Source organism: Pantoea sp. Morm (genome assembly GCF_016643525.1).
GTDB lineage: Bacteria > Pseudomonadota > Gammaproteobacteria > Enterobacterales > Enterobacteriaceae > Pantoea > Pantoea dispersa.
The window spans coordinates 53,198-72,905 of record NZ_VOQX01000010.1 but is presented as its reverse complement, the minus strand read 5'-3'; the positions used below and the strand labels follow the sequence as shown (position 1 = coordinate 72,905).

Here is a 19,708-nt window from a genome sequence, read left to right as displayed (position 1 = left end):
TTAACAGATGCAGCCTAAAGTACTTTGAATGTAATCTGATGAATACGCACAGATCAGCACGATATGGGGTGGAACAGATGGCGGGTGAAACGCAGGAACAGGAGAGTCAGAGCAGTCGTTACCGTCAGATCGCTGAGCAGATAAAACAGGCCATTCACAGCGGATCGCTACCGCCCGACAGCCGTTTGCCGTCGGTGCGCACGCTGGCGACGCAGTATCGCGTCAGCATGACCACTGCGCTGAAAACATTACGCACGCTGGAGGATGAGCACTACGCGGTGGCGCGGCCGAAGTCCGGCTTTTTTGTCGCACCGCGTCCCACAGAGAAAAAAGTGCCGGCGGTATTCAGCGAGCAGCCGCGCGAAGTGGCACCGCTGGATGAGCAAACCGAACTGCACCTGGCGATGCTGGGATCGGACTGCCGCGTGCGGCTCGATCTGGCCAACGGCGACATCTCGCTCTATCCGGTGAAAAAAATTGGCCTGCTGATGCGGCAGATGGGTTACAGCAAACCGGCGCTGCTCGGTAATACGGTGAAAGGCACCGGCTATGCGCCGCTGAAGGCGGAAATTGCCCGGCGCGCGGTGGATTATGGCTGCAATATCAGCGCCGATGACATCCTGGTCACTAACGGCTGCATTGAGGCGATTTCGCTGGCGCTGCGCGCCACCACGCGGCCGGGCGATATCGTGGCGGTAGAGTCGCCATGCTACTTCGTGCTGCTACAGATGTTGCACAACCTCAACCTGCGCGTCATTGAAGTGGAAGCCGGGCCGGAGGGTTACGTTAACGTCGCGAAACTCACCGGGCTGTTCCGGCGTAAAGCGGTGCAGGCCTATCTCACCATCAACAACATCAATAATCCGCTGGGCAAAAGCATTCCCAACGAGCATAAGGCGTATATCGCGCGCCAGGCCGATGAGAATGATGTGGTGATCATTGAGGACGATATCTTTGGCGATACGGCTTTCGGTGAGCGCCGGCCGTTTCCGATGCGCGCCTTCAGCCCCAATGCCATTCTGTGCAGCGGCTTCTCCAAAACTGTGGCGCCCGGCATCCGTATTGGCTGGGTGCACAGCACCAAGTACATGCGCAAAATCGCCTCGCTGAAGTACACCACCAGCATGGGCACGTCGGTGCTGTCGCAGGCGGCGATTGCCGAACTGCTGCGCAGCGGCGGTTACGATGCGCACCTGCGCAAGCTGCGGCGCGAGCTGAAAAATCAGATTCACCATATGCGACAGGCGGTGCTGCGCTACTTCCCGGCGGGCACGCGTGTGTCGGATCCAGAGGGCGGTTACGTGCTGTGGGTGGAGATGCCGCAACAGGCGCTGAACGTGCGCGCGCTGTTTCTCAAGGCGCGCAACGCGGGCATCGGCATCGCGCCTGGACACATCTTCGCCACCGATCACCGCTACGATCACTGCTTCCGGCTCAACGCCGGTTTTGGCTGGAATGCTGAAGTCGAACAGGCGATTCAGCAGCTGGCGCAGTGGTGCCAGCTGTCGTTAAGCGCGGATTAAGCGTTCCAGGCGTTATCCAGCTCTTCCGCCAGAATCTGTACCGCACGCTCAATCTTGTCGCTGTCCGGTACGTAATTCATGCGCATGCACTGATGGGTGTGCGGCCAGGCCTGTTCCAGCCCCGGGAAGAAGAAGTGGCCCGGCACCATCAGCACGCCGCGCGCTTTCAGGCGCTGATACAGCGCTTCGGTGCTGATCGGCAGGTCGCGGAACCACAACCACAGGAAGATAGCGCCTTCCGGTTTGTGGATCAGGCAGCGATCTTCGCTGATATAGCGGCGAATAATGGCGATAGTTTCGCTAACCTTGGCCTGATAGAACGGTTTAATCACTTCCTGCGACAGGCGCAGCAGATCGCCACGCACAATCATCTCGGTGGCAATCGCCGGACCGATGCTGCCTGGCGCCAGGCTGATAATACCGTTCATGTTACCAATGGCACCGATCGTGCTCTCATCGGCAACGATAATCCCGCAACGTGCGCCCGGCAGGCCCAGCTTCGACAGACTCATGCACAGAATGGTGTTGGGGTTCCACAGCGGACGTGCCTCACTGAAGATGATGCCGGGGAACGGCACGCCGTAGGCGTTATCGATCAGCAGCGGGACGCCGTGCTGCTGTGCCAGCGCATCCAGCTGCAGCAGTTCGTCATCGGTGATGACGTTGCCGGTTGGATTGGTCGGACGCGACACGCAAATCAGGCCAGTCTCATCATTCAGCGGCAGATGGTCGAAATCGACGTGGTATTTGAACTGGCCTTCCGGCAGCAGTTCAATATTGGGTTTGGCGGAGATGAACAGATCCTCCTCCAGCCCGGCATCGGCATAGCCGAGGTATTCCGGCGCCAGCGGGAACAGCACGCGCTTTTTGCTGCCGTCGGCGCGGCGGCCGGCGAACAGATTAAACAGGTAAAAGAACGCGCTCTGGCTGCCGTTGGTGAGCGCGATATTTTGTGGCGTTACCGGCCAGCCGAGCTCCTCGCGCAGCAGCGTGGCCAGCGCCTCCAGCAGCAGCGCTTTGCCGCGCGGGCCGTCGTAGTTGCACAGCGCTTCGTTCAGCTTGCCGTCCTGATGCATCTGCAGCAGCAGCTGACTGAAATAATCATTGATGGCCGGAATCTGCGCCGGATTACCGCCGCCCAGCATGATCGTGCCAGGCGTGCGCAGCCCTTCGCCCATATCTTCCATCAGACGAGAGATGCCGGAATGTTGCGTAAATTTGTCGCCGAACTGAGAAAAAGCCATAGGAGGTAAAAACATTGTTATCAGGGGGAAGACCACCATAGCGCCCGCAACCGGCAGGCGCAATGGCTAAAGCCGTGGGATCAAGCCTGGACCTGCGGGTTAACGCAGTTTTTCTCCACTTTACCGCTCAGTGCGGCGATCAGGTTGTCGACCGCATCGCGCGCCATGCCGTAGCGCGTTTCATGCGTGGCAGATCCGATGTGCGGCAGTGCGACCACGTTCGGCAGCGTGAGGATTTCCGCATCGGCCGGCACCGGCTCGACTTCAAACACATCCAGCCCGGCGGCGTGAATAGTGCCGTCTTTCAGTGCGGCGGTCAGCGCCTGCTCATCGACCACCGGACCGCGTCCGGCGTTGATCAGAATCGCGCTCGGCTTCATCAGTTTCAGCTGTTCCGCACCGATCATATGGTGCGTCTGCTCGGTCAGCGGCAGGCTGATGCAGACAAAATCGCTCTCTTTCAGCAGCGTTTCCAGATCGCAGGCGCGCGCGCCAAAGCGGGTTTCCGCCTCTTCATGCTGGCGGCGGGCGTTATACAGAATGTTCATACCAAAGCCAAAGTGCGCGCGCTGCGCCAGTGCCAGACCAATACGGCCCATGCCGAGAATGCCCAGCGTCTTGTGGTGTACGTCAATACCGAAGTGTTCAGCGTCGATACTCTTTTTCCACTCACCGGCTTTGACCCACTTATCCAGCTCGGTGACGCGACGCGCGGTGCTCAGCACCAGCGCCATCATGGTATCGGCCACGGTTTCGGTCAGTACGGTGGGCGTGTGCATCAGCAGAACGTTGCGCTGGTTGAGCGCATCAACGTCAAAGTTGTCATAGCCGACAGAGACGGTAGAACAGGCACGCAGTGCCGGCATGCTGGCCAGTAGCTCATCATTCACTTTGCCGCCGGAGCCCAGCAGACCCTGCGCTGCGGCGAACTGCGCCGCATGCTGTTTCACCGTCTCCGGCGAGACATCTTTCACTTCCGTGACGCTGAAGTGCTGGTCCAGCTTGGCACGCAGGTCATCGGGCAGGCTCTTATACAGAATCACAGCAGGTTTCATTATTTGCTCCCTGTAGAACGTGTGACGGGCGACCTGAGTCGCCCGGAAAAGTCATCGCTTACGCTTTCAGGCGTGCTTCGCCCCGTGAATCGGCGGCGGCGTTTTGTTGGCCGCCGGTTTGACAATCAGCGTCAGCCACACCGACGCCAGCAGCGCGGCACCCATAAAGATGTAGGAGGCGGCAGGACTGCCGGTCGCCCCATTAAGATAGCCTACGATCCATGAACCGATGAAGGAACCCAGTGCGCCCATACTGTTAATCAGCGCCATGGCACCGCCGGAAACGTTGCGCGGCAGCATCTCCGGAATGATGGCGAAGAACGGGCCGTAGGGGGCGTACATCGCACCGCCGGCAATCACCAGCAGCGCATACGACAGCCAGAAGTTGCTGGAACCCACCATCCACGAGCCGAGGAACGCCAGCGCGCCAATCAGCAGCAGCGGCCAGACAAACAGCTTACGGTTTTGCGTCTTGTCCGACGCCCACGACACCACCAGCATGGCGATGGTCGCCACCAGATACGGTACCGCCGACAGCCAGCCCGCTTCTACCATGCCCATCTGCGTGCCGTTACGCAGAATCGACGGCAGCCACAGCACGAAACCGTACACGCCGATGCTCCAGGCAAAATATTGCAGGCACAGCAGGATAACGTTACGGTTGCGGAAGGCTTCGCTGTAGTTGCGCACCGCTTTAATGTTCTCCTGCTCCTTCTGCAGCTGCGCCTGCAGCGCCGCTTTCTCTTCGTCGCTCATCCATTTGGCCTGGGCCGGTTTATCCTGCACCATAAACCACCAGGCAATCGCCCAGATCACCGCCGGGAAGCCCTCGATGATGAACATCTCGCGCCAGCCAAAGGAGTTAATCAGGTAGCCGGACACCACCGACATCCACAGCACCGTCACCGGGTTGCCGAGGATCAGGAAGGTATTCGCGCGTGAGCGCTCGGATTTGGTAAACCAGTTGCTGATGTAGATCAGCATCGCCGGCATCACCGCCGCTTCCACCACGCCGAGCACAAAGCGGATGGCGGCCAGCATCCGAATATTGCTGACGATACCGGTCAGCGAGGCGCAGCCGCCCCACAGAATCAGACACCAGAAAATCAGTTTTTTTACGCTGCGGCGCTCGGCATAGACCGCGCCGGGGATCTGAAAGAAGAAGTAGCCAAGGAAGAACAGGGCACCGAGCAACGATGACATGCCTTTGGTGATACCGAGATCCTCATTTATCCCTGCGGCAGAGGCGAAGCTAAAGTTCGCCCGGTCCAGATACGCCAGACTGTAGGTGATAAACACGATGGGCATGATATACCACCAGCGTTTTGGCGCGATTGTCTGCGATTTCATGGGTGACTCCTCTGGTTGAGGCGGGCGCATTCTGTGGATGCGTCTCGAAATTAGGGTGTAGAGACAGTTTTTTTGCGGTGCGCATGAATGCGCACCCTACGTAGGGTCGCCATTGATGGCGACCTGGTTTTAATAATCGCCGAGCGCTGCGCGCGTCGGCAGACCTTCGCTGTCGCCGGCAACCTGAATCGCCAGCGAACCAATTTTGTTACCGCGCAGAATCGCCTGCGGCAGCGATTTCCCTTCCAGCAGCGCGCTGATCAGCCCGACCGCAAAGCCATCGCCCGCGCCGACGGTATCCACCACATTCTCCACGTGGATCGGCGCAATCTGGCCCTGTTCGCCCGCGGCGGTTTTATACCAGGCGCCGTCGCTGCCGGTTTTGATCACCACCGCCCGCACGCCTTTGTCGAGGTAGAAATCCGCGATCGCCTCAGGCTGACGGTAGCCGGTCAGAATCAGCCCCTCTTTTTCACCTGGCAGCACCCAGTCGGCGTATTCTGCCAGCAAATTCAGCTGCTTACGCATCTCTTCTTCACTGCGCCACAGCACCGGACGCAGGTTCGGATCAAAGGAGATGGTTTTGCCGCGGGCGCGCATCTCTTTCGCCGCGTGTTTAGCCAGCGCCAGCGAACTATCGGAAAGCGCGGCGGCCACGCCGCTCAGATGCAGATGGCGCGCGCTGCCGAAATAGCTTTCGTCGAAATCATCCGGTGACAGGTGGCTGGCGGCGGAGCCTTTACGGAAATACTCCACTTCCGGATCGGAGCCGTCGTCCACGCGCGCTTTGAGCTGAAAACCGGTGCGATAGCGGTTATCAATGGTCACGCAGCGGTGGTCGACATGCTCTTTCGCCAGCTGCTGCAGGGTAAAACGGCCGAAGCTGTCGTCGCCGACGCGGCTGACCCAGCCCACCTGCAAACCGAGGCGCGCCAGACCAATCGCCACGTTAAGCTCGGCACCGGCAATGCGTTTCGTGAACTGATCGGCTGCGGCGAGATCGCCGGTTTGCCCGGCGATAAACATCGCCATCGCTTCACCAATGGTGACGACATCCAGCTGAGAGGTGTGTGTCATGCTCAACTCCTTACACCGCGCGCAGCAGATCGACGTAGTGGCGGGTCACCGCCAGTAAATCTGCGCCGGCTAATGGGAACTCAATACCGCGCGGTGCATCGGCCGGCAGCGCCTGCAACAGCGTGCGCCAGCTGTCGTCGGCGTCATCCAGCGCAATGGCGCGGAAGCTGTCACCGTGCGGCACCGCCGCCTTAACATGAATGTAGCTCACGTAGCGACTGAGCTGCGCCGCTGCCTGCAGGGCGTCTTCGCCGGTCCAGCGCCAGTTGCCCATGTCGAAAGTCATATCCAGCGGCAGCGCAGCATCGCAGGCGTGATGGAAGAAGTGCAGCATCGGCGTCAGCTTACTGTCCGGCGTCTGATCGTTTTCGATGACCAGCGTGACGCGCGAGCCGGCCAGCACCTCGACCAGCTGGCGATCGGCCAGCGAGACATAGTGACCCAGTGCCAGCTTGAGGCGCTGAGCGCCCAGCAACTCAGCTTCCTGCAGGAACTGCGCCAGACGTGGATTGAGCGCACCATCCGCCTGCCACAGCGCTTCCGGCACTGAATAGCTGACGCTGAGCTGATGCTGGCGCAGCGCGTCGCTAAGCGTATGCAGCTGGCACAATTCGTCGTCGCTGAACAGCTCGCGGCGGATCTCGACGCCATCGGCACCGGCCGCTTTAATCAGCGGCAGCAGCGCTGCCTGGCCGCCCAGTTCTGCCACCTTGTGCGCGCCGTAGGCAGCCGTGACCACAATAATTTCCGCTTTCGACATCTTTCCTCCAGCCTGTCTCGCTGTACTGCCCGCCGCACCGTTATGCGCCGGACAGCACGTTAATGTGCTGTAAAAAGCTTAATGGAACCGGTTCCAAAGGAAAGTGGCAGAGTGCGGAATTATGATCCTGCTCACGAAGTGAGCCGTGAAAAGCGGGATTAGCGCAGCGGCTGGCTGGAGCCGCGCACAATCAGTTCGCCGGAGAAAACCTGCTCGCGAATCGGCTGTTCGCTGCCTTCGATACGCGCGATCACCTGCTCCAGCGCGGCATAGCCGATCTGCCAGGTGGGCTGCTTCAGCGTGGTGATGCCGACGCCGGCCAGCGCCGCCCACTCCAGTTCGTCGAAGCCCAGCAGGCCAATGCTCTCGCCCCAGCGCAGCGTCAGGCGCTGTAACGCCCGCGCCACCTGTAACGTCAGCGCACCGTTGGCCGCCATCACCGCGCAGCGTTTGCCCGGATGGCGCTGATGAAACGCCTGCAGCACCTGTTCCAGCTGTGCCGGCTGATGCAACACCACTTCGGCATTCTCTGCCACCACCTGTGGCGCGCCGCTGATGGTATCAAAGAAGGCGGCGAGACGTTCGCGGCGGGTATTGACGCTGCCGAGCGGTTCACTGAGAAACAGCAGCGCTTCATAGCCGTTATCCAGCAGATGCCGGGTGGCGATGCGGGCGGCCTCCGGGTTGTTGAGCCCGACCACGTCGCAGGCGAAATCGGGAATCTTGCGGTCAATCAGCACCATCGGCAGCATCGACTGCTGCAGACGGTTGAGCACCTCTTCGTGCATCCCGACTGCATTCACCACAATGCCTTCCACCTGATAGCTGCTGAGCAGCTGCAGGTAGTGCTGTTCGAGGTCAACTTCGTTGTTGGTGTTACACATCAGCAGCGTGAAGCCGCGCGCGCGGCAGGCGGCTTCAATGCCGCTCAGCACATCCACCGAGTAGGGGTTGGTGATATCGGCAATGATCAGGCCTATCAGCCGGGTGCGGCCGCGTTTGAGTCCGCGCGCCATCTGGCTGGGGCGGTAGTTGAGGTCGGCAATCGCCTGTTCGATACGGGCTTTCAGATCCGGCGAAAGCAGATGGACTTCGCCATTCAGATAGCGGGAAACGCTGGTTTTACCGGTTTTTGCCGTGCGGGCAACGTCACTGATTGTGGCTCGTGGCGGCCTGGTTTTCATCACATACACCTGATTAATTGCATCAGGCGAAGACTATCACAGCGCGGCACCCGCGCAATCACTGTGCGTCAGAAGTGAGGCGCAGCATTGGCTGCCACAGCGTCTGTAACTGCGCGGGCGGCGCGCCTTCCAGCAGCTGCAGCACCATTTCGGCGACGCGTTCGCCAATCCGCTGCTGTGATGATTGCAGAATCGCGTTGACCGGTTGCGTGATAATGGAGTCGTGCGGCAGACCATCGTACACGTACAGGGGAATTGCCTGCGCGCCGCTCAGACGCCCGGCCTGCTGCAGGGCAATCGCTGCGCCTTCGCCGAGCGGGCTGCAGTCGGTAATGATGGCGTCAGGCTGGATAACGTGCGCCAGCCAGGCGCGGGTTTGCTGATAGCCCGCGCGGCGCGAGGGCGGCAGCGCGGCCATCCAGCCAGCCTGCTGCGCGCAGGGCGTGGCGGGCAGCGCGTCGATAAACCCCTGCCGGCGGTCAAGAATGTAGGTGCTGGGCTCGTTACCGCCGAGATAGGCGATGCGCGTATAGCCCTGCTGCTGGCAGTGCTGCGCCGCCAGTAGCGTTCCGGCATGGTTATCATAATCAAACCAGGCGTAAGGCTGCGGCAGCTGACTGCGCCCCAGCGTAAGAAAGCGAAAACCCTTCTGCTGCAGGCGCTGCAATCGTACATCCTGCGGCGTGGTATGGGTGACAATCAGCGCGTCCAGCACGCCGCTGCGCAGCATGCGCAGCAAATTGCGCTGCTGATCCTGCGGTTTGTCGGGGAGCAACAGCAGATCGATCTCGTGCAGGGCAAGGCGCTGATCGAGCGTCAGCAGCATTTCACTGTAGTAGCTGTCGTTGAGTGAGGCATTGCTGACCGGAAAGACCAGCCCGACCGCATTGGCACGGCCGGTTTTCAGGCGACGCGCGGCGGCATTCGGGCGATAACCGCGCCGGTCAGCTTCCTCTTCGATGCGTTTGCGGGTAGCAGCGGCGACATCATCAAACCCATTCAGCGCGCGGCTCACGGTGGTCACAGAGAGGCCAAGGGCGGAGGCGATAGCTTTGAGTGACATGATGGCTTTCCACTGATCAAATTTTGATCACGCTAGCATAAAGTCATCGCTGGCTCTATCGTCCGGCGACGTTTACGCGTTATCTGCTGCTTTGCACGTCAATAAGCGCGTAAAAACGCGTCAAAAGCCGGCCTGCAGCGGCAGACCGGCCTGTGCCTTAGCCCAGCGGACTCAGGGTAATTTCGACGCGACGGTTTTGGGCTTTACCGGCTTCGGTGCTGTTGCTGGCGACCGGGTTATCCGGGCCCATGCCCTGGGTGCGCAGGCGGTTCTGCGCCACGCCCTGCACGATCAGCGCGCTGGCAACGCTTTCTGCTCGCTGCTGCGACAGGCGCATGTTCAGCGCGCGCGTGCCGGTGCTGTCGGTAAAGCCGACCACGTTGACGGCGGTTTTCGGATACTCTTTCAGCACCATCGCCACGCCGGTCAGCGTATTCGCGCCGGCCGGTTTCAGGTTGGCGCTGCTCGAGTCAAAGGTCACGTTATTCGGCATGTTCAGCACGATGTTATCGCCCTGACGCGTTACGCTGACGCCGGTGCCGCGCATCTTGTCGCGCAGTTTGGCTTCCTGCACATCCATGTAATAGCCGACGCCGCCGCCCAGTGCCGCACCGGACGCTGCGCCAATCAGCGCACCTTTACCGCGATCTTTCTTCGACGAAGAGAGCACGCCCACGCCAGCGCCCAGCACCGCGCCCAGACCCGCGCCGATGCCCGATTTACCGGCCTGCGATTCGCCGGTATAAGGATTGGTGGTACAACCCGACAGCGCCACGCTGCCGCTCATTAACAAGGCCAGCGCCAGTACACGCTTTTTCATGAAAAAGTCCCTCATACGGAAACGGGGAAAACGCCCCAAAACGGCACTATTATGCCGTTCAATGATGGGGAAATTCGTGAGGCGCAGTCTTAATTTGTAAACTTTTGCCTTAAAGATTATCGGGATGGCAGAAACAGCTGGTTTGATGATCGTTTATCAGCCCGCAGGCCTGTAAAAAAGAGTGGCAGGTTGTAGGCCCGACGAATTTAAAACCACGCTTCTTAAGCGCTTTAGACAGCGCAATGGCCGGTTCGGAGGTGGTTGGCGCCAGCTTATAATCCGCGTAATGGTGCAAAATCGGCTGGTTATCGACAAATGACCAGATAAAGCGGGAAAAGTCTTCGCCGGTGGCCTCCAGTGCCAGCAGCGCTTTGGCATTATTGATGATGGCTTCCAGCTTGCCGCGATGGCGGATCAAACCGCTGTTCTGCAGCAGGCGCAGCAGATCGGCCTCATCCATCAGCGCCACCGCCTGCGGATCAAAATCATGAAACGCCTGGCGGTAGTTCTCGCGCTTTTTCAGCACGGTGATCCATGACAGACCAGCCTGTTGCCCCTCCAGACACAGCATCTCAAATAAGGCGCGCTTATCGGTCTGCGGCACGCCCCATTCCGTGTCGTGGTACGCCAGATAAAGCGCATCCTGTGTTACCCAGCCACATCGCTGCATTGCATCACTCCCTAAGCATGAGGAAAAAGCGGTCAGTCGCTTGACGTTTGAAAGAATCGATTAATAGTTAATCAATGGGTGCCGATAATAACGTTATGGATGTTCGCGCTGCAACCGCGTGAACGCTTCAGGATGATCATCAATTTCAAGGCCAACCCGATCCCTTCCGGCTCGTCAGGAGTCTTTCATGTGGCAGAACAGTCAGCGGACCGGCCAGCGTCTCCTTGCGCTGGCCTTTAGCGGTGGGTGGCTACTGGTGGCGGCCCTGCCAGCGCACGCGTGGGATCAGGCCAGCGAGAGCAGCGCGCCGGATTACAATGCGATACTTGCCGAAAAAATTTCCAGTAATCATCTGATGTTGACAGAAAACCGCGACAGCGATCTGCTTGATGCCGCGCTCAATCCGCCCGGCGGCGGCATGGCGCTGCACAGCGAAACGGCCAGCGTCGGCAACTCGCCGCTGGTGAACCGCTACTCGGCAGGCTGGAACCTGCCGATGAATGACCGCCTGCGCACCGGTCCGGTGGCGCAGTTTGCCGTCGATGATTCCACCCTGAGCTGCGCCGCCTGCGCGCCGGTTGATCGTAATAACGCCGAACACATCGCTTCACTGGGCTGGCGCGTAGATTCCAGTTTTGGCTGGATATCGCCGTGGGCACAGGTGAGTTACAGCCATCAGCTCAGCTTCGACGGCACGGCCGCGCCACGCGATCGGCCGGAAGAGATGAATCGGGAAACGAACTGGATGGATGTCAGCGTCGGTGCCCGTCTGCCGCTCGGCCAGAACATGGCGGCGTTCGCCTCCTTCGCCCAGACCGGCGCGGTTAGCAGCGGCGAACAGTTCATTTACAACCTCGGCGTCAGCGCCAGCTTCTGAAGCGGCATGAAATGAGAAGTGGTGCCAGCCAGCGGAAATATAATAAGCGCGCTAATTATTTTCTGATTTGGTATCACAATGCGCGAAAACATTATTCTTATTAGCCGCGAACTGGCGGCCTTTATCATCAGTGGATTGGTGCTGGTCTTCTGTATGGCGATGGTCTACATCGACGTCAACTGGATGAACGATGCACTGCACGAAACCTCTTTCACCGAAGCGACACAGGAGCTGATGCTGGCGGCCATTGCCGCACTGTTCTTCCTCGCCGCCTGGCAGCGACCGCAGCAGCGCAGCGCGCTGATTCTGGTCGGTGGCTTCTTCAGCTGCATGCTGATTCGTGAAATGGATTTTCTGTTCGACGTGGTGCAGCACGGCGCATGGCTGTGGTTTGCGCTGGCAGCGACCGCGGCCTCGCTGGCGATGGCGCTGCGTCAGCCGCGGCAAATCCTGCCGGGCCTGGCGGCACTGCTGCAGCATCGCAGCTGGCAAATGATGGCCGCCGGGCTGCTGGCGGTGCTGGTGTTCTCGCGGCTGTTTGGCATGCATGAGCTGTGGCAGCAACTGATGCTGGATGGCTATAACCGCGTGGTGAAGAACATGGCGGAAGAGGGCAGCGAGCTGTTTGGCTACAGCCTGTGTCTGGTGGCATCGCTGCGCTATCTGTGGCAAACCCGCCCGGCGCTGGCAACGGCCCACGCCAGCCGTCGCGTGGTCAGCATTGAGGCGGCTGAACCGCACTTCGCTTCGCGCTAAATCCGCGCGGTTTTATGGCGATCCCCGGTGCTAAAACAGGTACACTGACCGCTTAGTACCGGGTCGCCGGTGCACCGGGTGAGTCAACGTCAGGTTTCTTCATGTCAGTCAAAATCTTATCTTCAACGCTGGTGGGGCTGGACGGCTTTTGCCACGATCCCCTCACCACGCTGCAGCAGGCCGATAACGGCACGCTGGCGGTGCTGCACAACAATGTTCCGGCGTTTTACGCGATCACGCCGCAGCGCCTCGCGCACCTGCTGGCGCTGGAAGCGGCGGCGCAGCAGCCGAATGATGTCACGCTGGACGACAGCCTGTTTCACAGCGACGCCGCGCCGATCGCCGTGCCGGTGGGCAAGTTCGCCATGTATCCGGGCTGGCAGCCGGACAGCGACTTCCAGCGCCAGGCGGCGATCTGGGGCGTGGCGCTGAGCGAGCCGGTGACCGCCGCAGAGCTGGCGGCTTTCGTCGCCTACTGGCAGGCAGAAGGCCGGCTGTTTCACCATGTACAGTGGCAGCAGAAACTGGCGCGCAGCGTGCAGATGAACCGCGCCGCCAACGGCGGTCAGCCTAAGCGCGATATCACCCAGATCAGCAATACTGATTATGATATTCCCGATGGATTCCGAGGTGAGTAATGAAAACGCCGAACGATCTTTTCAGTCGCCTGAAAAGAATTATGCCCGCGGATGTGCAGCCAAAGTTTAAAAACGGCGCCGAGCTGCTGGCGTGGAATCAGGAGCAGGGCCGGCTGCGCTCAGAAGCGATTGTGCGCGAAAACCGCGCCATGAAGATGCAGCGCATCATGGGCCGCTCCGGCATTCGTGAGTTGCACATGAACTGCTCGTTCGACAACTACCGCGTCGAAAATGACGGCCAGCGCAAGGCGCTCAGTCTGGCGCGTGAATACGCCGCCGGGTTTGAGAACAGCATCGCCAGCTTTGTCTTCTCCGGCCGTCCTGGCACCGGTAAAAACCATCTGGCGGCGGCGATTGGTAACGATCTGATTCTGCGCGGTAAAAGCGTGCTGATTGTCACGGTGGCCGATCTGATGTCGAGCATGAAAGGCACCTTCAGCGGCGGCAGCGACCTGACCGAAGAGCGGCTGCTGCAGGATCTCAGCCATGTCGATCTGCTGGTGATCGATGAGATCGGCATGCAGAGCGAATCGCGCTACGAGAAAGTGATCATCAATCAGATTGTTGATCGCCGTTCGTCGTCAAAGCGGCCGACCGGCATGCTCTCCAACCTCGATCCGGCCGGCATGAATACGCTGCTTGGCGAACGGGTGATGGATCGCATGCGCCTCGGTAATAGCCTGTGGGTGCGTTTTGACTGGGAAAGTTACCGCAGCCGCGTGCGCGGTGACGAGTACTGATACGCGGCAGAAGCGGTAAAAACCCGGTTTTACCGGCGATTAACCGCCGGTGCGGGCTGCTAAACTTACACCTATTACTCTTTGTCAGGTGAGGGTGCGATGAAAGCAGCCGGGAAAGGACCAGCGGTACTTCGACTGAACAACCTCAAGCGGGTGATGACGCAGCTGCGTACTACCCGCATCACTTCCCGCCAGGATCTGGCGCTGGCGCTCGACCTGAGCAAAAACACCGTTTCCCTGATTATCGATGACCTGCTGGCGCAGGGGCTGATTCACGAGCTTGGCCCGGTCAGCGTGGCGGCGGCCGGTCGGCCCAAAATTGAGATCGAACTGCGCGCGGGTCAGCTGAAAAGCGCGGGCATCATGGTGGAGCGCCAGGCGATTCACTGGCGCGTGTGCGACTACTTTTCGCGCGTGGTGGCCGAGCAAACCTGGCGCACCGAAACGGCCGATGCCGACGGGCTGCTGCACGAGCTGACGGAAGTGTGTCAGACGCTGCGCGCGGCGCATCCGGCGCTGCTGGGCGTGGCCATCGGTTTTCCCGGCATCATTGATTCTCAGCGCGGGCGGGTGCACTTTTCTGCGCCGCTCGGCTGGCAGGATGTCGATGTGCTGACGCCGCTGCGGCGCGGCGTTGAGCTGCCGCTGCGCATCATGAATAACGTCAAAGCGGCCGCGCTGCTTGCGGTGCAGCAGCTGGAGCTCAATAAAGCGCAAAGCCACTTCTATCTGCGCATCGCCGACGGCGTGGGCGGCGCGCTGGTGGAGCGCGGCGAGGTGTTCAGCGGCAGCAGCTGGACCGCCGGTGAGATCGGCCATCTGAGCGTGCAGCCCAACGGCGCGCGCTGCAGCTGCGGGCGACAGGGTTGTCTGGAGACGCTGGTGAGCCTGCCGGCGATCCAGCAGCAGCTGGCCCGGCGTAAGCCCGGCTTACGCTGGCAGTCTGGCGACAGCGAACCGGAGATCGTGTATGAGCTGATGGCGCAGACCGGCCGCTATCTCGGCCATGCGCTGAGCCAGGTGATGCAGCTGGTCAATCCGGCCAGCATCATCATTGACGGCCCGTGGAATGCGCAACCGGCGTTTGTGCAGGCGGTACAGCAGGCGGCACAGGCCGGCACGCTGGCGTTTACCTTTGCCCATACCGCGCTGCACTTTCTGCCGCAGCGCATCGATCCGGCCAACGGTCTGGCGCTGGCGGTGATTGAGCACTATGAACGAGCGGTATGACCGGCGGAGCAGCGTTTCTTTTTTGACTCGCCAGCGGGCATAATACGTTGATTGACAGGCTCTCTTTGCGGACCGCGCAATGAAAACGCAGCGCATCACTCTGGACGATATTGCGACTCTCGCTGGGGTCACCAAGATGACGGTGAGCCGCTATCTGCGCACGCCGGAAAAGGTGAAGGCGGAAACGGCGGCAAAAATTGCCAGCGTGATGGCCGAAATCGGTTATGTCGCTGAGCAGGAAAACAGCGCGGCGTCGCGGCACAATCCGCCGCGCATCGGCGTGCTCATCCCCTCATTCAATAATCAAATCTTTGCCGATCTGCTGGCCGGTATCGAATCGGTCACCAGCGCCCACGGCTATCAGACGCTGGTGGTCAACTACGACTACAATCCGCAGCGCGAAGAAGAGCAGATTGCCACGGTGCTGGCTTTTAACGTGCAGGGATTGATTCTGACCGAGTCGGTGCACACCGTGCGCGCGGAAAAGTATCTTAACGCGGCCACCATTCCGGTCGCCGAAGTGATGGGACTGAGCGAGACGCGCGGGCGCATCAATGTCGGCTTTGATAACTACCGTGCCGGCTACGACATGACCGCGATGCTGCTGGCCAGCGGCAAACGGCGGGTGATTTATTTTGGCTCAATGTCCGATCGCCGTGACCAGCAGCGCTACGCCGGCTATTGCGATGCCGTGGCGGCGGCCGGATTGCCGGCCGGACGCATCGTTCCGAACAAAGTCTCTTCGGTGTCGATTGGCACCGGCATGATGACGCTGGCGCGCCAGCTCTATCCGCAGATGGATGCCATTCTCTGTACCAACGATGATCTGGCGGTCGGCGTGCTGCAGGAGTGTCAGGCGGCAGGCATTGCAGTGCCGCAGGCGCTGGCGATTGCCGGATTCCACGGACTGGAGATTGGTCAGGCGACAACGCCGCGGCTGGCCAGTGTGATTACACCGCGCTTCGAGATGGGCAAAGTGGCAACGGAAATTGTGCTGAAGAAGATTAACCAGCAGCCCACCATTGAACAGGTGGATTTGCATTATCAGCTGTCGATGGGCGCCACCATTTGAGCGGTGGCGCTTTGGTGCAGGCGCGACGTGCGCCTGCATGATTAACGCTTAGTCGCGTGCAGCGGTGGGCGGCACAATCGACGGCTGAGCGTGATGGGTGCGTTTCAGGAAACGGCTCTCCAGCAAATTCCACGAGGTGTAAGCCAGTGCCAGCGTCATCACAATCGTCAGCCCCAGGCCAGCAAACGCATTGGCATCGAACACACCAAAATGCTGCAGTACCTGAATAATCGGCCAGTGATAGAGGTACATGCCGTAAGAGAGATCGCCGTACTGGCTGATTTTAATCTCTTTACACAGGCTGGTGCAGAACAGAATCACTACCGCCGAAAACGCCACCGGCTCAACGATAAACGCGTAATCCGTGCTCTTGAACAGCAGGAACACCACCAGCGACACAATGGTGATCTCTTTCAGACGGTCAAAGGTTGGCTGATGCACCGCCAGCAGGCTGCCAAAGAAGAAGTAGGACGACAGCGCAATAAACTGCTTGGCCAGCGTATCGGCTTTCGGGCCGCTGTACAGCGCGGTGAAGTAGAAGTACCAGGCGCAGGAGATAATAAAAATCACGCTCCACACTTTCAGCGGGCTTCGCTTCAGCAACGGCACGATAAAGGGCAGCAGCACGTAGAGCGTCAGCTCGGCTTTGATGGTCCACAGTGAACCATCCAGCGGCTGATTGGGGTTGTTGGTAAACACGCCCGGCAGCGACGGCTGAATAAAGTTAAGAAACGAGAAGTTGGCGACCAGATATTTAAGGGTTTCTTTATTTTTCAGGAAGTCCATCAGCGGCAGGGTAGTAAGACACATGCCAATCACAAAACACATGATGATGGTGAAAATATAAGCCGGCAATATACGTTGTGCGCGCTTAATAAAATAGGACGTCAGCGATTTACTTCTTAAGTAACTTTTTGCAATAAGAAAACCACTTATTGCGAAAAATCCTTTGACGGCAAAATCACTATTGAGAAAATGCGCCAGGAAACGGATATCGGCGTTTCTCGTCACCTCAGCGGAATGCACCAGCATTACGATAAAGGCGAGGGAAAGTCGTACGATGTCAAAATTGTTTTTTTCGTTCATGTCAGCATTCTTTCATTGAGTGACGACGTGCCAGGAAAAGCCATGAAAGACTTTGCATGGTTGCTTCGGAATATTCTTATCACAGGTGTTCTGCGTGAGCAGATGCAATCTATTAGAATTTTAATCCTCATAAAAAGCAAGCAATGTTCAGGACCAGTAAAATATTCGGATTTTCCCTGGATGACGATGAGAAAGGGCTTATTAATGAAAAAACGCTAACCAGTTGGCTAGCGTTATTTCTGGACCTAACGGAACAGCTGGAAGGTGCGTGACACCTCATAGCCGACAATCGACTGCTTGCTCGATACGGTGTTGTAGTAGAGATAGTACAGCACCATCAGAATGGTGACAGCCACGGCAAGTACCTTCTTCAGCTTTCTGGTTTCCCAGATACACAGCGAAATAAGCACCGGCTCAACCTGCAGCAAATAGTTCGCCAGACGACCACCAGAAGCGTAATCCTGTAGCGCCATCCTCAGGCCACTGCCGATGGCAAAAGTGATCACCAGAATGTAATAGGTATTAAACTTTTCCGGGTCGAAATTTTTAATTTTATCGCTCAGCAACATGTAGCTGAAGATAAAGACGAAGCCGATATTCTTCAGGTTCGACAGGGTCAGAATGCCCTGCTCCTGGCGAGAATCGGCATCGGCATAGCCCATGGCCCTGTCGCCCAGCGCACCGAGGTGGCTGGAGAGCGCGGCGATCAGCGCTGAACTGCCGAGAAACGCCAGCGGCAGGCTGGCGACCACGATGGCAATTGGGATGTATTTGTTTTTACGCACAATCATCGCCAGCGGAATCAGCAGCGCGACAATCGCGGTGGCGTGGCTGATAAACGACAGGATGAAGGTGGTGATCATGCCAGACTTGCTGCGCCGCGACATGTGCCAGACGAAGCCCATTAAAAACGCCGAACATAAACCGAAGCGAATCTGGTTCATGTCTTTGTTGATAAACAGGTGCGCAGAGTAGACGGCGAGGGCCACCAGCGGCAGCGGTGTCAGCTTACGGAAGTAGTGCGCGTTGACACCAACAGCGATGACCGCGAAGACAAAGATGAAAATGTCCGGATTAGCGGTAAAGATACGTGTCGCGCCGGCAATGGCGTAAATGGCTGGTTCATAACGGAATTCCACGACCGCACGCCAGAAACCTTCGATAATAATTTTATCGATAAACTGGGCATAGAAGTCGCGATACTGGAAGTCATCAAGGCCGGTTCCCAGGCCACGAATACCGCCAAAAGTAAAAAGTACTACAACGGCAACAAAATAAAGCCACGTCCTGATTTGCGCTGTGTTTTCATTTTTACTTAACATGATTTCGACAATAGCGACGAAAGTCAGGCTAAGACTTATGATCCAGTAAATTCCCATGGTCACAGATTCTTATAGTTTAAAATTCACTTATAACATACGGTCTTGTTAACGTAAACATGAGAAAAGTCTAATTTTTTCTGGTCCGATATTATATTGAATAGGTTTTGCCATATTTATTTGCTACCGTTTCCACAGACATTTTTTGATGAGTACGTTTTTTTCATTATCTCGCGGGGAGCCGGAGCGTCACTGAGCGATTTTATCCGCTCAGTTTGACTTTTGTTACTGTTTTTATTCAGGATTTGGAGCCAGTGCGATGAGAGGGTTGCGGATATTTAGCCTGTTTTTTTTACTGTATCTTCCGGCCGCGTTTGCCAATAAGGAAATTCCGATCTGGCCAGATGAAGTGTCAGCAAATAATAAATTTATTAATTTTAGTAAAAACCCGGCCATTAATAACCGGGCTGTTACCCACGTCGATGCGCCACAAATGATTTATGTTCCGGCAACAGGAAAAAATAATCATGCGGCGGTGCTAATCATTCCCGGTGGGGGTTTTTCTTATATTATGAAAGATCTTGAAGGGCTGGACGTGGCCAACGTGCTTAGCCAGCAGGGCTACGCTTCATTTGTGTTAATTTATCGTCTGCCACACGACGGTTCAGCGCAGTATCGCCAGCAGGCTTTTGCCGATACCCAGCGAGCGCTGCGGCTGATTCGGGCCAATGCGCAGCAGTACCAGGTAGCGCCTGACCGCATTGGCGTGATGGGCTTTTCCGCCGGTGCCTTTCTCGCCGCCAATCTGAGCAACACTCCCGATGAAGCTAACTATCAGGCCGTCGATGCGCAGGATAAGGTGTCGGCGCGCCCGGATTTCAGCGCCCTCATCTATCCGGTGCTGTCGCTGAAACAGGGCGTGACCCACCCAGGCACGCGCGCGGCGCTGTACGGAAAAGATCTCAGTGCCCAGCAAATGGCGCAGCTTTCGCAGGAAGATCGCGTCAGCGCACACACGCCGCCGACTTTTCTGGTGCAGGCGCTGAACGATGGCACCGCCTCACCGCAAAACGCGCTGGGCATGTTCAGCGCCCTGCGGCAGAACAAGGTCAACGTGGAGCTGCATCTGTTCCAGCAGGGCGGTCACGGCTTTGGCACCGGGCAGAAGCAACATCTGCCGGTGCAAAACTGGCTCACCCTGTTCCACGCCTGGCAAAGCAGCCTGGTGAAGCCGTAAGCGGGAT

Annotated in this window: 20 protein-coding genes; 9 read left to right on the top strand and 11 right to left on the bottom strand. The window is 58.3% G+C overall.

The genetic code is table 11. From position 1 onward, the window contains the following. The first annotated feature begins 77 nt into the window (after positions 1–77). The gene (locus FT726_RS05905; RefSeq protein ID WP_058775612.1) at positions 78–1,523 is read left to right on the top strand and encodes a PLP-dependent aminotransferase family protein; all 1,446 of its coding nucleotides are present in this window, start codon (positions 78–80) and stop codon (positions 1,521–1,523) included. Here FT726_RS05905 and FT726_RS05900 read toward each other — a convergent pair. The 9 genes from FT726_RS05900 to FT726_RS05860 all read right to left on the bottom strand — a co-directional run bounded on the left by FT726_RS05900 (position 1,520) and on the right by FT726_RS05860 (position 10,746). Beyond that, a complete protein-coding gene (locus FT726_RS05900) occupies positions 1,520–2,767 on the bottom strand; it encodes a valine--pyruvate transaminase (RefSeq protein ID WP_058781873.1) in 1,248 nt (415 codons plus the stop codon). The genes FT726_RS05905 and FT726_RS05900 overlap by 4 nt on opposite strands. An 80-nt stretch (positions 2,768–2,847) precedes the next feature. Beyond that, positions 2,848–3,822, bottom strand: a complete 975-nt coding sequence (ghrB, locus tag FT726_RS05895) for a glyoxylate/hydroxypyruvate reductase GhrB (RefSeq protein ID WP_058758185.1) — start codon at positions 3,820–3,822, stop codon at positions 2,848–2,850. A 66-nt stretch (positions 3,823–3,888) separates the two neighbouring features. Continuing rightward, positions 3,889–5,172 carry an MFS transporter gene (locus FT726_RS05890; protein WP_346302560.1) on the bottom strand — a complete coding sequence of 428 codons (1,284 nt, stop codon included), beginning with the start codon at positions 5,170–5,172 and terminating at the stop codon, positions 3,889–3,891. 129 nt (positions 5,173–5,301) lie between these two features. Then, positions 5,302–6,249 carry a sugar kinase gene (locus FT726_RS05885; RefSeq protein ID WP_058758183.1) on the bottom strand — a complete coding sequence of 316 codons (948 nt, stop codon included), beginning with the start codon at positions 6,247–6,249 and terminating at the stop codon, positions 5,302–5,304. 10 nt (positions 6,250–6,259) lie between these two features. Next, a complete protein-coding gene (locus FT726_RS05880) occupies positions 6,260–7,009 on the bottom strand; it encodes a sugar phosphate isomerase/epimerase (protein ID WP_059010248.1) in 750 nt (249 codons plus the stop codon). Between the two features lie 158 nt (positions 7,010–7,167). Next, positions 7,168–8,193, bottom strand: a complete 1,026-nt coding sequence (locus FT726_RS05875) for a LacI family DNA-binding transcriptional regulator (protein WP_058758181.1) — start codon at positions 8,191–8,193, stop codon at positions 7,168–7,170. Between the two features lie 58 nt (positions 8,194–8,251). After that, the gene (locus FT726_RS05870; RefSeq protein ID WP_104189516.1) at positions 8,252–9,256 is read right to left on the bottom strand and encodes a LacI family DNA-binding transcriptional regulator; all 1,005 of its coding nucleotides are present in this window, start codon (positions 9,254–9,256) and stop codon (positions 8,252–8,254) included. Between the two features lie 157 nt (positions 9,257–9,413). Continuing rightward, complete coding sequence (locus FT726_RS05865) at positions 9,414–10,076, bottom strand: OmpA family lipoprotein (protein WP_021506888.1); 663 nt, start codon at positions 10,074–10,076, stop codon at positions 9,414–9,416. A gap of 109 nt (positions 10,077–10,185) precedes the next feature. Further along, a complete protein-coding gene (locus FT726_RS05860) occupies positions 10,186–10,746 on the bottom strand; it encodes a DNA-3-methyladenine glycosylase I (RefSeq protein WP_104189518.1) in 561 nt (186 codons plus the stop codon). A gap of 187 nt (positions 10,747–10,933) precedes the next feature. Here FT726_RS05860 and FT726_RS05855 point away from each other — a divergent pair, with 187 nt between their 5' ends. The 6 genes from FT726_RS05855 (at position 10,934) to FT726_RS05830 (ending at position 16,059) form a co-directional block, all read left to right on the top strand. Beyond that, positions 10,934–11,623, top strand: coding sequence for an autotransporter domain-containing protein (locus FT726_RS05855; protein ID WP_058775605.1), 690 nt, complete (start codon positions 10,934–10,936; stop codon positions 11,621–11,623). Between the two features lie 78 nt (positions 11,624–11,701). Further along, positions 11,702–12,379 (top strand): hypothetical protein, encoded by a 678-nt coding sequence (locus FT726_RS05850; RefSeq protein ID WP_346302559.1) that lies wholly within the window; start codon positions 11,702–11,704, stop codon positions 12,377–12,379. Between the two features lie 101 nt (positions 12,380–12,480). Next, complete coding sequence (gene dnaT, locus FT726_RS05845) at positions 12,481–13,017, top strand: primosomal protein DnaT (RefSeq protein WP_021506884.1); 537 nt, start codon at positions 12,481–12,483, stop codon at positions 13,015–13,017. Then, on the top strand, positions 13,017–13,757 hold the full coding sequence (gene dnaC, locus FT726_RS05840; protein ID WP_346302558.1) for a DNA replication protein DnaC: 741 nt from the start codon (positions 13,017–13,019) through the stop codon (positions 13,755–13,757). The genes dnaT and dnaC overlap by 1 nt, the downstream gene beginning before the upstream one ends. 99 nt (positions 13,758–13,856) lie before the next feature. After that, positions 13,857–14,987: an ROK family protein gene (locus FT726_RS05835; RefSeq protein WP_021506882.1), complete on the top strand. Its 1,131-nt coding sequence runs from the start codon at positions 13,857–13,859 to the stop codon at positions 14,985–14,987. A gap of 79 nt (positions 14,988–15,066) precedes the next feature. Next, positions 15,067–16,059, top strand: a complete 993-nt coding sequence (locus tag FT726_RS05830; protein ID WP_104189525.1) for a LacI family DNA-binding transcriptional regulator — start codon at positions 15,067–15,069, stop codon at positions 16,057–16,059. Positions 16,060–16,107: 48 nt separating this feature from the next. Here the strand turns inward: FT726_RS05830 and FT726_RS05825 are convergent, their stop codons facing one another. Beyond that, positions 16,108–17,091, bottom strand: a complete 984-nt coding sequence (locus FT726_RS05825; RefSeq protein ID WP_230201055.1) for an acyltransferase — start codon at positions 17,089–17,091, stop codon at positions 16,108–16,110. Here FT726_RS05825 and FT726_RS05820 point away from each other — a divergent pair. Then, the gene (locus FT726_RS05820; protein ID WP_164861029.1) at positions 17,035–17,364 is read left to right on the top strand and encodes a hypothetical protein; all 330 of its coding nucleotides are present in this window, start codon (positions 17,035–17,037) and stop codon (positions 17,362–17,364) included. The two genes, FT726_RS05825 and FT726_RS05820, sit on opposite strands and share 57 nt — an antisense overlap. A 26-nt stretch (positions 17,365–17,390) precedes the next feature. On the opposite strand, the gene FT726_RS05815 is transcribed toward FT726_RS05820, so the two are convergent. Beyond that, on the bottom strand, positions 17,391–18,467 hold the full coding sequence (locus FT726_RS05815; RefSeq protein ID WP_223815726.1) for an EpsG family protein: 1,077 nt from the start codon (positions 18,465–18,467) through the stop codon (positions 17,391–17,393). 316 nt (positions 18,468–18,783) lie between these two features. On the opposite strand from FT726_RS05815, the gene FT726_RS05810 reads away from it, so the two are divergent. Further along, positions 18,784–19,701, top strand: coding sequence for an alpha/beta hydrolase (locus tag FT726_RS05810; protein ID WP_058781882.1), 918 nt, complete (start codon positions 18,784–18,786; stop codon positions 19,699–19,701). Positions 19,702–19,708 lie beyond the last annotated feature (7 nt).

What these genes read in the sequence shown, in the direction of transcription:
- FT726_RS05905 (WP_058775612.1), top strand. Translation starts at nt 78, where the DNA reads ATGGCGGGTGAAACGCAGGAACAGGAGAGTCAGAGCAGTCGTTACCGT.
- FT726_RS05900 (WP_058781873.1), bottom strand. Translation starts at nt 2,767, where the DNA reads ATGGCTTTTTCTCAGTTCGGCGACAAATTTACGCAACATTCCGGCATC.
- ghrB (WP_058758185.1), bottom strand. Translation starts at nt 3,822, where the DNA reads ATGAAACCTGCTGTGATTCTGTATAAGAGCCTGCCCGATGACCTGCGT.
- FT726_RS05890 (WP_346302560.1), bottom strand. Translation starts at nt 5,172, where the DNA reads ATGAAATCGCAGACAATCGCGCCAAAACGCTGGTGGTATATCATGCCC.
- FT726_RS05885 (WP_058758183.1), bottom strand. Translation starts at nt 6,249, where the DNA reads ATGACACACACCTCTCAGCTGGATGTCGTCACCATTGGTGAAGCGATG.
- FT726_RS05880 (WP_059010248.1), bottom strand. Translation starts at nt 7,009, where the DNA reads ATGTCGAAAGCGGAAATTATTGTGGTCACGGCTGCCTACGGCGCGCAC.
- FT726_RS05875 (WP_058758181.1), bottom strand. Translation starts at nt 8,193, where the DNA reads ATGAAAACCAGGCCGCCACGAGCCACAATCAGTGACGTTGCCCGCACG.
- FT726_RS05870 (WP_104189516.1), bottom strand. Translation starts at nt 9,256, where the DNA reads ATGTCACTCAAAGCTATCGCCTCCGCCCTTGGCCTCTCTGTGACCACC.
- FT726_RS05865 (WP_021506888.1), bottom strand. Translation starts at nt 10,076, where the DNA reads ATGAAAAAGCGTGTACTGGCGCTGGCCTTGTTAATGAGCGGCAGCGTG.
- FT726_RS05860 (WP_104189518.1), bottom strand. Translation starts at nt 10,746, where the DNA reads ATGCAGCGATGTGGCTGGGTAACACAGGATGCGCTTTATCTGGCGTAC.
- FT726_RS05855 (WP_058775605.1), top strand. Translation starts at nt 10,934, where the DNA reads ATGTGGCAGAACAGTCAGCGGACCGGCCAGCGTCTCCTTGCGCTGGCC.
- FT726_RS05850 (WP_346302559.1), top strand. Translation starts at nt 11,702, where the DNA reads ATGCGCGAAAACATTATTCTTATTAGCCGCGAACTGGCGGCCTTTATC.
- dnaT (WP_021506884.1), top strand. Translation starts at nt 12,481, where the DNA reads ATGTCAGTCAAAATCTTATCTTCAACGCTGGTGGGGCTGGACGGCTTT.
- dnaC (WP_346302558.1), top strand. Translation starts at nt 13,017, where the DNA reads ATGAAAACGCCGAACGATCTTTTCAGTCGCCTGAAAAGAATTATGCCC.
- FT726_RS05835 (WP_021506882.1), top strand. Translation starts at nt 13,857, where the DNA reads ATGAAAGCAGCCGGGAAAGGACCAGCGGTACTTCGACTGAACAACCTC.
- FT726_RS05830 (WP_104189525.1), top strand. Translation starts at nt 15,067, where the DNA reads ATGAAAACGCAGCGCATCACTCTGGACGATATTGCGACTCTCGCTGGG.
- FT726_RS05820 (WP_164861029.1), top strand. Translation starts at nt 17,035, where the DNA reads ATGCGCCAGGAAACGGATATCGGCGTTTCTCGTCACCTCAGCGGAATG.
- FT726_RS05825 (WP_230201055.1), bottom strand. Translation starts at nt 17,091, where the DNA reads ATGCTGGTGCATTCCGCTGAGGTGACGAGAAACGCCGATATCCGTTTC.
- FT726_RS05815 (WP_223815726.1), bottom strand. Translation starts at nt 18,467, where the DNA reads ATGTTAAGTAAAAATGAAAACACAGCGCAAATCAGGACGTGGCTTTAT.
- FT726_RS05810 (WP_058781882.1), top strand. Translation starts at nt 18,784, where the DNA reads ATGAGAGGGTTGCGGATATTTAGCCTGTTTTTTTTACTGTATCTTCCG.